At 68.3% G+C, this 11636-nt stretch carries 7 protein-coding genes; 5 read left to right on the forward strand and 2 right to left on the reverse strand.

Annotation, left to right across the window (positions count from 1 at the left end; translation table 11 throughout):
* Nucleotides 1–9 precede the first annotated feature (9 nt).
* The gene (locus FOZ70_RS16480) at nt 10–1401 is read right to left on the reverse strand and encodes a hypothetical protein (RefSeq protein ID WP_219706257.1); all 1392 of its coding nucleotides are present in this window, start codon (nt 1399–1401) and stop codon (nt 10–12) included.
* Nucleotides 1402–1437: 36 nt separating this feature from the next.
* Nucleotides 1438–1701: a PAAR domain-containing protein gene (locus tag FOZ70_RS16485; RefSeq protein WP_219706258.1), complete on the reverse strand. Its 264-nt coding sequence runs from the start codon at nt 1699–1701 to the stop codon at nt 1438–1440.
* 482 nt (nt 1702–2183) lie between these two features.
* Between FOZ70_RS16485 and FOZ70_RS16490 the strand changes: the two genes are divergently transcribed.
* The 5 genes from FOZ70_RS16490 to FOZ70_RS16510 form a co-directional block, all read left to right on the forward strand.
* Entirely contained in the window at nt 2184–4979 is a 2796-nt protein-coding gene (locus FOZ70_RS16490) for a type VI secretion system Vgr family protein (protein WP_219706259.1), read from the forward strand.
* 2 nt (nt 4980–4981) lie between these two features.
* Complete coding sequence (locus FOZ70_RS16495; RefSeq protein ID WP_219706260.1) at nt 4982–5839, forward strand: DUF4123 domain-containing protein; 858 nt, start codon at nt 4982–4984, stop codon at nt 5837–5839.
* Nucleotides 5840–5956: 117 nt separating this feature from the next.
* Nucleotides 5957–6556 (forward strand): DUF3304 domain-containing protein, encoded by a 600-nt coding sequence (locus tag FOZ70_RS16500; protein WP_059554829.1) that lies wholly within the window; start codon nt 5957–5959, stop codon nt 6554–6556.
* Nucleotides 6553–8955 carry a DUF2235 domain-containing protein gene (locus FOZ70_RS16505; protein WP_124842399.1) on the forward strand — a complete coding sequence of 801 codons (2403 nt, stop codon included), beginning with the start codon at nt 6553–6555 and terminating at the stop codon, nt 8953–8955. The genes FOZ70_RS16500 and FOZ70_RS16505 overlap by 4 nt, the downstream gene beginning before the upstream one ends.
* A gap of 112 nt (nt 8956–9067) precedes the next feature.
* Nucleotides 9068–11636 (forward strand): type VI secretion system Vgr family protein (locus tag FOZ70_RS16510; protein WP_258025637.1); only part of this gene is annotated, 2569 nt, incomplete at its 3' end.

The following is an 11636-nucleotide window of genomic DNA, read 5'->3' on the forward strand; positions in this document are numbered from 1 at the left end:
TGTGTCCGGTTATGCGGTGGCCGTCCCGGATTGCCGCGCGAAAGCGGCAGTGTCGGCCGTCGTCGCGGGGGTGACGAGCATCACGCCGCGTGCGAGCGGATCGCTGACCGATGCCGCGAATACCGCTTGGCGCTCCTCCGTCGCGCGATCGGCGGCGACCGCAAGCGCCGCCAGCGCGAGCGCCGCGCCGCTTGCGCCGTTGGCGAGCCCGAGGTGGCGGCTGCGTTCGGCGGCCTCGGCGCCCCAGGTCTGTTCGCCGACCGTCACGACTTCGGTGCGACGACTGCCGCGCTGATCGGCGTCGGTGACGAATCCGGGTGCCGTCAGGTCGGGGTGCAGCATCGACAAGCGTGTACTCGCCGCAGTGAGCAGTTGCCCGAGCGTCGTCGAATCAGCCTTGCCGTGATCGGCGGAACCCGCGCGGCGCGCGGAAGCGATGCGATGGAGCGACGGCACGGGCGTCGCATGCGGGGCGTCGGGATGAGCGAGCAACAGCGCGCATGCGCCTTCGCCGGGCGTTACGCCGTCCGGCCGATCCCGGCCGTAGAGCCGGCCCGCGCGATCCAGCGCGTCGACGGCGTCCTGGCTTGCGGTGGAGTCGAATGCGAGCACGACGTGCAGATCGGCGGACGGTTGCAGGTGCAACGCCTGGATCAGTTCGTCGATGACCGCCCACGCTTGTACGGGATCGGCGACCGTGCGCAGTTGCGCGCGAACGATGCCCGGCGCGACGGCTTCGCGTGCCGTGTGCGCATCGAGCCATGCGGCGAGCGTGGCGGCGACCGGTTGCCAGCGGTCCGGCATCAGCAGATGGAGCCTGAGCGGCGGCGCGTTCGCGCCGGACAGCACGGCATGCCGCTCGCGCAATTCGTCGAGTGCATCGGCGGCCAGCAGCAGCCCGCGCCAGTGCTCGTCCTGAAGTGTTTCCTGCGCGCCCGGCGCGAGGAGGCTCGCATCGAACCGGTCGGGCGACACCGAATCGACCGTGCTGGCGAATACACCGGTTCCGTCCGGGCGTTGCAGTTCGGGATGAAGCGCGACGGGGTGCTCTTCCCGTGCCGCCGCATCGATTTCCGCGGTCGTCGCACCCGTCGGCAGCCGGACGCTGCTGTCGAGCACAAGGGCCGACCACGTGTGCGACTCGGCATCCTGCGTGGCCGTCGCGTCCTTCGACGCGGACGACGTCGCCGGTGCGGCCGCCGCGGGTGCCGGGCGCTGGCCGAGCCCCCGGCGCAACCATGCCACGCAAACGGCGAGCGCCGCCGGCAGCACGAGCCCGCACAGCAGGAGGTCTCCGGTGGTCGGTGCATGTCGGGTCGTCTTCCACCAGACGAACACGGCGACCCACACCGCAACGAATAGCGCGGCGACGAATGCCGTTTTGCGCAACCCCGTGATCATTTCCTTCCATTCCCCCGTGACTTGCCGACGCGTGTGTCAGCCGCCGTCACTGCCTGCCGTTCTGCTTGCGACCAGCACGGCGCCGCAGGCCGTCTTGTAGCCGTCGCGTGCGACGCCTTCGCCTTGCACGATCATCGTGTCGTCGCCGTCGACGATGTGATTCGGGCCGTGTACCGGACACGTCACCGTGTCGTTGCGGCGAGCGATGCCGCGACCGCCGACCGACGACAGCGTCGATGCACTGGTCACGGTGCCGCCATGGCTGTGCTTGTCACCAAGGACGATGAAGGGTTGGGTCATCCGGATAGGCCTCCTTGCTGGATCGTCGTCGATGCATCCGGATTTCCCGATCCCGGATGTCATCGGCGATGCTTTTCGAATCCATTTCGACTGAATCAGGTATTTATTACCTTTCGGAAATAATTGCCTGATTCGGCTGGATAGTCAGGTAGCTGTCGAACTGAAAGCAGCCATTATCGCGTGTGAAGCCCGCGCGTCAAGGTTTCGCGTTTTTTTGTCAGGTGTTTTCCTGTAGCGGAGTCTGACTGTGTAATTTAAAATAGCAAGCTTCAAAAAAAGGGTGCATCCATTCAGCCGGCCAGTTGGCTGCGCTCCGCCTGATGGCGGGGCAGGCGCCCGTAGCGGGCAGTGCTGCAGGGGAATTCCGTGTGTTTCCTGCCGGTTCGGCGTGGCGATTGCGGTGCCGGCAATCGTGCATCGTCCCGAGTTCGTCGCAGCCTATGCACTTAAAAACGTCGAAATCCTGAGAGAGCGGGAATCGCATGAGCGTCATCAAGGAATTTGCGTCTCTATTCGGCGCATTCAATCGCCTGTATTCGCTGGACGGATCCGGCGCGCTTGCTGCATTTCAAATCGAGCGCTGGACCGGTCGTGAATCGCTCTCCGATCTCTTTCAATGGAACGTCGATGCGCTGTCGACGGATCCCGCGCTGGATCTCGACGCGATGCTCGGGCAGCGTGTCGCGATCCGCACTACGCTCGCGAACGGTACGACGACGCTGCGAAGCGGACTCGTCGCCGAGGCCGAGTGCATCGGTTACGACGCCGGCCTCGCTCGCTACCATCTCCAGATCGTGCCGTGGCTCGCGGCGCTCACGCATGCGCGTGACGAACGAACCTTCGTGAATCAGACGCTCGCCGACGTGCTCGACACGGTGTTCGCGCCGTACGCCGGGATCGCGCGGTGGCGCCTCACGCCGGATGCGGGCCGGCGTCTCGACGCGCTGGCGCCGGTTGCGTATCGCGTGCAGTACCGCACTCATACGCACTATGAATTCGTGCAGCATCTGCTGGCCGAGGCCGGCCTCGGGTTCTGCTTCGTCGAGGACGAGGACGCGCCCGCCGGGCATGCGATGCTGGTCTTCGACGACAGCGCGCAACTGGCCGAGGACGAGACGTCGGCGCGACGCGGCGGGGTGCCGCGCCGCTCGAGCGGGACAGCGAGCGACGCCGACGACGTGATCCTCGGGATCGGGCAGTCGCTGTCGCTGACGGCCGATCGTGTCACGCTGATCAGCAGCGACTACCGCGCGAACCGCGCGACCACCGCGAGCACGGATCTCGGCCGGCCGAACGGCCCGCGCGAGCTCTACGACGACGTCGGGCCGGAAGCGTTCGATACCCTGCGCGACGCGGAAGACACGGCCCGGCGCCAGGCCGACGCGATCGTGTCGCGCGCATGTTTCTGGACCGGCTACGGCACGCTGCGCACGGCGCGCGCCGGGCGTGCGCTGAAGCTCGGCGATGCCGGCTGGCAAGCCGTGCGCGGTGCCGCGGCGCCCGAGGATTTTCTGCTGACGCACGTCGAGCACGTCGGGATCAACAATCTCCCGCCGACCGTCATGGAAGCCATCGAGCGGCAACTCGGGCCGCTGCCGGCGGCTAAGGTCGATCCGCGCGTGCTCCGGCAAGCGCAGGCCGGCGGTTACGCGAACCGGTTCGAGGCGGTGCCGCGTACGCAAGTCTGGCGGCCCACGCTGGCGGACGGGACCGGGCAGCGGCTCAATCCGGTTGCGACGGCGCTGGGCGCGCAGACGGCGATCGTCGTCGGTCCGACCGGCAGCGCGCAGCCCGGTTCGACGGGGCCGGTGCATGCCGACGCGCAGGGGCGCTTGCGCATCCGGTTCCACTGGCAGGCGGAAGACGATACGGGTACCTATCCGACGCGCGCGATTCAACGGCTCGCGAGCGACGGGCACGGGCTTCAGCAGGTGCCGCGCATCGGCCATGAAGTTCTCGTGCAGTTTCACCACGGGCTGATTCACCGGCCGATCGTGCTCGGCGGCCTGTTCAACGGCCGCGGCGAAGGCGGTGAGTCGCCTTCGCCGGGCGGCGCGGCCGGGAAACCGCTCGACGCATCGATCTACACGCAGGCGGGCGACCATGCGCCGAGCGCGCAGGGCAATCTCGCGAACGGGCTGAGCCCCGCGTGGCACGGCGCCGGCGGCGGCGCGGATCGCCACAATCACGCCGGCGCGCTGTCGGGCTTCAAGAGCCAGGGGTTCGACGGGCAAGGCCACAACCAACTGGTCGCGGACGATTCCGACGGCATGGGGCGCCTGCAGATGGCGACCACGCATGCGGCGACACAACTGAACCTCGGCCATCTGCGTCATCAGTCCGACAACTATCTCGGCAGTTTTCGCGGCCAGGGCGTCGAATTGCGCTCGGACGCGTACGGTGCGATGCGTGCGACGCGCGGCTTGCTGGTGTCGAGTTATGCGCCCTCCGGCGCCGCACAGCCGGCGGGCGACGCCTCGGCGCTGCAGGCGCTGCTCGCGCGGCACGCCGCGCTGGTCGGCCGGTTCGACAAGACTGCCGATACGCACGGGACGCTGCCGTTCGCCGCGCAGCGCGGCGTGGAGCAGGCGGGCCAGTCGTCGCTGAACGGCAAGGCCGCGCCGCTCGACGCGCTCGCGCAGAGCTTCGCAACGACGGTCGGCGCGAACGGCTATGCACAGGCATCGGCCGATGCCGCGCAGCGATCGACGGGCAACGCATTGCCGCATACGGGCGACGCGGTGCTCGGGATCGAGGCACGGGGCGGACAGGGGTTGATCGCCGGGCAGGCGCTGCAATGGGCGGCCGGCGAAACGTTGTCGCTCGGTAGCGGTGCCGACTTCAATCTCGCCGCCGCGCAGCAGCTGCGCATTCACAGCGGGCAGGGCATCGGCTGGCTGGGCGGCGCGAGCCATGCGGACGGCGTCGGCATGAGCCTGATCTCCGGCAGGGACGGGCTGACGCTGCAGGCGCAGCGCGACGTGCTGGGCCTGCGTGCGCGCGACGGCCTGAAGGTCGCGTCCGCGAGCGCGGATGTCGAGATCGCCGCGAAGAAGACGGTGCATCTCGCGGTGAGCGGCGGCGCGCATGTGACGATCGAAGGCGGCGACGTCACGTTCGGCTGCCCGGGCAAATTCGTCGTGTATGCCGCGCAGCATGCTTTCGTGGGCCCTGATCAAATGAGTACGCCGTTGCCGCAGTTTCCCGAGAAGGTGTGCGTCGAATGCCTGCTGCACGCGATGCAGTCGGGCAGCGCGCTTGCGGGCAAGGCAATCTGAGCATGAAGACCGAACCGACCGACTGGATCGACCGCTATCCCGACGACACGCCGGATCGGCTGAACGCGCTGTTCGAGCACGCGCCGGCCGGCGGCCGCTGGCATCTGCTGCTCGACATGGGTTTCGCACCGGCGCTGCGTGACCGGATGCCCGCGGTCGACCGCAACGATGCCGTCGTCGTGCTGTACGAAGGCGTGTACGACGGCGACGACCTGGCGGCGATTTCGCCGTGCCTCGCGCCGTTGCCTGTCGACGCGGCAGCGCGCGCGGCGATGCTCGGGACCGTGCTGCGCGAGACGTCCGGACGTCCGATGGTGAGCCTGTTGCGCGGTACGCGCGATACGGGCGCGCTTGCCGCGCATCTGCGCGGGCAGATGGAGGCAAGCGCGGCGGCCGACGGCGAAGCGTTCCTGGTGCGTTTCGCCGATACGCGTTGCCTGCCGGCCTGGCTCGAGGCGCTCACGCCCGCGCAGCGTCGCCGCTTCACGGACGGCATCGACGCGTGGCATGTGTTCGATCGCACCGGGGCGCTCGTGGCGCTCGATGTCGACACCGCACGCGAAGCGGTGGCCGGCGAAGCGGGTGCCGGGCGCAGCGGCGAGCCCTACGTGCTCGACGGGGACCAGGTCGAACGACTGCGGCAAGCCGCGAAGATCGACACGCTGCTTTTTCATGTCCGCCAGCGTCCGGAGAGTTTCGGCCGGCTGCTCGCAACGCCGTCGCAAGCCCATGCGTGCGTGAGCGCGGCGTGGGCGCGGCACGACGGGCCGCCTGCGGCAGCGTCGCGGGTCGCGCTCGATGCGCTCGCGGCGGCCGGGTATCTGGCGACGGAGCGGGCGCCTGCCGCGTCGTCCGCATAGAACAATGCGGGTTCGCGCGCATGCGAACGGCGACACGGACGTGTCTGCGCGGCATGCGACGGAGCACACTGTTGATAGCGATCCGCGCCGGACGGCGTCGGACAAGAGGATCAAGAAATGAGTCTGAATGCCGGTTCCACGACGTTTGCCGCTCGGCTGCTGATGTTCATGGCCATCCTGCTGGGGACGGCAGGATGCTCGCGTGCCACCGATGTGTCGTTTGCGGCGTCGGATGTGGCGGGGGGGGCGAGCGCGCCGGCCGAGCCCGACACGATGGGCTTGAAGCTGAATGCCCTCAACTACACCGACGTTCCGATCGGCGCGTTCTACGTCGACGGCACCTGGGGCGGGGCGGTTCCGGCTCGCGTCGGCAGCGGCGGCGGCGCGATCATCTGCTGCGTCGCGTTACCGAAGCAATGGCATCCGGGGTTGACCGTCAACCTGCAGTGGCGGGACGACAACTTGTACAGGAAGGATCCGAAGGCGCTCGCGAGCCGCGTCGTGCCGGTCGAGCGCTACGACGCGTTCTCGGACGGCTTCCTGTGGGTCCTGTTCTTTCCGCACGATCGAATCAAGGTCTATGCGTCGCAGTGGATGCCCGGCTACCGCGGTTTTCCCGAAAATCTTCAGGCGCCCGCCGAAGCGTGTCCGGGACACTTCACGTTGCGCAACGGCGATCCGCAGTGCCCGAATCCCGACAAGAGGATCACGCGATGAGTTTCCGCTTCGCGAGCGCTGACCGGCCCGACGTTGCGGTCGTCACCCCGGAGGAGCAGGACGCGATCATGCGCCGCCTGCACGACGACGACGGGATGAGCTGCTGCAAGACGCTGCACGTCGGCATCTTCTTCGACGGCACGCGCAACAACGCCGATCGCGATCGCGCCGGCGGCAAGCACAGCAACGTCGCACGCCTGTTCGACGTGTTTCCCCGCGACAAGTATCACAGCGCCATCTACGTGGCGGGCGTCGGCACGCCCTTCGTCGACGAGGTCGGCGACCAGGGTGTCGGGCTGCAGGCCGCGGCGGGCGCCGCGACGGGGTGGGCCGGCGAGGGGCGCATCAACTGGGCGCTGCTGCAGATCCACAACGTCGTGCATGCGCACGCGTTCGGCAATTCGCTGTCCGCGGCGCTCGGCAAGAGCGACAAGGCGCTCGCGAAGGCCGTCAGCGTCGACCTGAATTTCAAGGGCATCGATCTCGGCGGCACCCCGCCGAAGCCGGGCAGTCTCGGCGACATCAACGCGCGAGGCAGTTCGAGCGCCGGCGCGCTCAAGCTGATGGCGGCCGAGCAGAACGGGATCGAACTCACCTGGGATCGCGACACGATCTGGGCACAGCTCAAGGGCGAAGTCGATACGGCGAACTGGACCGCGACCATGCGCGCATGGGACGACAAGCGGCGCGCCGCGTTGCGGGCCCGTTGCGCGCAGTTGAAGGAGCGCGTCGGCGATCTGCTGGTCAAGGGCAAGCCGAAACTGCAGCGCATCCGCCTGTATGTGTTCGGCTTTTCGCGCGGCGCGGCTGAAGCGCGCACGTTCTCGAATTGGCTGAACGATGCACTCGACGCCGATTTCAGCCTGTGCGGCGTGCCGGTGTCGTACGACTTTCTCGGCCTGTTCGATACGGTCGCGTCGGTCGGCATCGCGCAAAGCACGGCCGCGACGTTGTTCGACGGGCACGGCGGCTGGGGACGCAAGGAACTGATGAGGGTGCCGTATTCCGTCCGCCGCTGCGTCCACATGGTCGCAGCACACGAGCCGCGCGGATCGTTCCCGCTCGACCTGATCGATGCGTCGATCGACGGGCGCGAGGAGATCGTCTATCCGGGCGTCCATTCGGACGTCGGCGGCGGTTATGGACCGGGCGAGCAAGGGCGTGGCACGAGCGATGCGGACAAGCTGTCGCAGATACCGCTGCTCGACATGTATCGCGAAGCGCGCAAGGCCGGTGTTCCGCTCGACATCAACGGGCCCGGTGTCGCCGCCGAAGCGGCTGCGGCGTTCGCGATCTCGCCCGCGCTCAAGCGCGCGTTTTCCGCCTACGTGAGAACGAGCGCGGACTACTACTACGCCAGGGAGCACGGCACGCCGGGGCTGATGCGCGCGCACTACGGGCTGTACCTGCGCTGGCGCAAGATGCGCCTCGACAACTTGCGTACGCAACCATCGTTCCTCGCCGCCAAGGCCGCGTATCCGCAGGATGCCGTCGATCTCGACAGCGCGAACGAGGAACTGCGGCTCGAATGGCACGACCTGCTCGAGTGCGAGAAGCAGGGCGGCCCGACCGTGGGACGCTACGCGGGCAACGCGGTCAGCAAGAAGCTCACGCAGAACCCGAAGGCGGCAGCCGTCATTTCCCCGGCCGTGCTGCCGATCGTCCAGGGCCTGCAGTCCGCGCTTCCGCTCGTCGGTCCGGTGGTACGCGCGAGTGCGAAGCGCGCCGAGGATTTTTTCCAGTTGCAGCTCGACGAGAAGTGGCAACAGTGGCTCGAGGTGCGGGGCGACTGGAACATGGGGCCGCCGGAGGCGCCGATCAGCGCGCTGTACGACAACTTCATGCACGACTCGCGCGCGTGGTTCAAGCCGCTTGGCGACGACGACGACGTCTGGAACTACAACCAGATCAAGGCGCTGAAAACCCGTCAGGCGGAATACGAGCGCGAGCACGCGGCGTGGCGGAAGCGTCGGCAGCTTGGCCAGCCGGGGCCGTCGCAGATCATGCAGGTGATGGGCGCGAGTGCGCTCGGGCTCGGGCCCGGGGTCAGCGCGGTGCAGGAGCCCGAACCGCGTTCGCCGCTGAGCGCACGGCAGGCCGATATCCTGAAGCGCTACGACGCCGCGCAGCAGGCCGCGCAGAAGGCACGCGCGGCCAAGGACGCGAATGCGCCGACCGACAGCGCCGTGCTGACCGATCCCAATGTCACGGGCGGTCTCGCGTTGCAGGATTCGGGGCGCGAGTTTTCGTTCGTCTGGGGTTACCTGCGCTGGCGCACCGTCTACGTGAACGGCGTGCGCTGGGATGCGCCCCACGTACCGAGCGTGCAGGAAGAAATGGAGGCGCAGCGCAAGATGCTGCAGTACAAGGTCAACATGAACGGGATCTTCCCGCAATGATGCGGCGTACTGTCTCCCGCGTGCGGCGGCCGCTCGCCGTTGCACCGCAGAACCGATTCGATACGAACCAGACGACGCGAAACGCATTCGCGCGCGATTGCCGAGAAACGACATGGATCTTGTTGCCGCATTAACGGGGTACGGGCAAGCGACCCGCCATATCCAGATCGATACCGCGATGCCGGGGGCATTCGTGGTCGAGCGCTTTCACGGTCGTGAAGGGATCAGCGAATCGTTCCAGTTCGAGATCGACGTGCTGTCGAGCGAGCCGTTTCTCGATCTGGCGCCGCTGATCGGCAGCGCCGTGCGGCTGCGCCTTGCGACGGCGGCGGGCGAGCGCTGCTGGAACGGCTACGTCACGCATGCCGCGTATGCGGAGAGCGACGGCGAGTTCACGCGCTACCGGCTCACGATGGAATCGTGGCTCGCGCTGCTGCAGCTGCGCCGCAATTGCCTGTATTTCGTCGATCTCGACGTCGAGGGCATCTGCGAGCAGGTGTTCGGCGATTACCCGGAAGCGCATCGGCGCTACGAGCGAGTCGAGCCGCTGCGTGCGTTCCGCCTGCGCGGCCAGTACCGGGAAACCGATCTCGATTTCGTGTTGCGGCAGCTGTCGGAAGCCGGGTTGTCGTTTCGCATCGAGCACGGGCAGGACACGGGGAACGCGCCTTCGGGCGATCATACGGTCGTCGTGTTCGACCGCCACGCACGGCTGCCCGACGGCAGCGCGATCGCATTCAATGCGCAGGACGTCGGCGATCCGGACGGCGTGATGACGCAATTCTCCGATCGGCGTCAGCTCGTGCCCGATCGCGTGGTGACGACGAGCTGGAAAGCCAGCGAGCTCGTTGCGCTGGCCGGCCAGGCGCAGCAGCCGGCCGATGCCGACGCGCCGCTGCTGCCGGTGCGGGAGGTCTACGACGGCCAGCGTGCCGGCCGCTTCGACACGAGCGGCGACGCGCAGCGTTACGCCGAGCAGCGTCTCGACGCGCTGCAGCTCGCCAAACGGGTTTACCGTGGCGGCGGATCGTCGCGCACGCTCGAGGTCGGCAGGGTGCATACGCTGAACGATTATCTGAGCGGCCCCGTGCGGTTCGTGCCGCTGTCGATCGAGCATGAGGCCGTCAACAATCTCGGCGCGCAGATCGGGCAGCTGTTCGGACGCGGCGAGCTCGAGAAGGGCCTGTATCGCAACCGCTTCGTCGCGGTGCCGGAAGGCACGCCGATCGTGCCGCCGCATCGCGACCGGCCGACGGTGCATGGCGTGCAGACCGCGATCGTGGTCGGCGAGCCGGGCGGCCGCGTCAGCAGCACGCGCGATCACCAGGTCCGCATCCAGTTTCCGTGGATGCGCGGTGTCGCGCCGCTGCCTGGCGGGCTGACCGATACGGCGAGCCGCTCCAATCCGGCCGGCCATGCGCCGGGCGACCATCGGTCGGGCATCCTGGTCCGCGTCGCCGAACAGGCCGCCGGGCCGAATTTCGGCCATGCGTTCGCGCCGCGCGTGGGGGCGGAGGTGGTGGTCGGCTTCGAGTCCGGCAACATCGACGCGCCCGTCGTCCTCGGCCAGGTGTACGGCGGCCGCGTGCGACCGCCGTTCTCGGCCGGCGAAGGCAGCGACGCGAATCATTCAGGATCGCTGACGGGCCTGCAGACGCAAACGCTCGACGGGCAACCGGGCAGCCGCTGGGTGATGGACGATGCGGCCGGGCAACTGCGCCACGAGCTGAACAATTCGACTGCCGGCACGCGCCTCGCGCAGGGTTATCTGATCGACCAGCAGGGCACGATGCGCGGCGCCTATCGCGGCGAGGGTTTCGAACTGGCGACGCAGGGCTGGGGCGTCGTGCGGGCCGGCGCGGGCGTGCTGGTATCGAGTACCGCGCGTCGGTTCGGTGCGTCGACGCAGATGGACGTCGCCGAACGCGTGGAGCAGTTGAAGGACGCCGAGAAAACCGCGCAGGAACTCGACCGGGCGGCCACCGGCGCGATGGCAGTCGGCCTGAGCGCGAACGCGGCACTGACGGATTTCCTGAAGGCGATCGATCCCGCGCAGGACGGCAAGTATGCGGGGAGCGTGGGCGGCCAGAGCGCGACCAAGCCGAGCGGCACGCAGCGCGACGGCGGCGATCCCGTCGAGCGATTCGCGACACCCGCGGTGCTGATGGAGTCGCCGGAGAACATCGTGGTGACGACGCCGGACAGCGCGGTGTCGTATGCGGCACAGCATGTTCATGTGACGTCGCAAGGTGATGCGCACGTGGGCGCCGGTGCGACCGTGGCCGCGGCGACGGGCGATGCAGCAAGCCTGTACAGCGTGGCGGGCGGGCTCAAGGCGATCGCGGGCGAAGGGCCGGTGAGCGTCGAGGCGCACGCGTCGACGATGGAGATTCTCGCGCACCAGACCGTGCGCGTGACGTCGACCGACGAGCGCGTCGACGTGCTCGCGCAGGATGCGATCGTGCTGCAGCAGGGGCCGAACCGGATCACGCTGAAGGGCGGCGACATCATCGTCGAGACACCGGGGCAGTTCGCGGTGAAGTCGGGCGGGCATCCGTTCCCGGGGCCGCGCGCCGCGACCGTGAAGCTTCCGGCGCTGCCGGTGTTGCCGCAGGGCGACCCCTGCGACTTCCTCGTACAGGCGCTGGCGGCGAGCCCGGCGGGGAGAGGGGCGGTGGCGG

The organism is Burkholderia sp. COPS, from assembly GCF_019425585.1.
Taxonomy (GTDB): domain Bacteria; phylum Pseudomonadota; class Gammaproteobacteria; order Burkholderiales; family Burkholderiaceae; genus Burkholderia; species Burkholderia cepacia.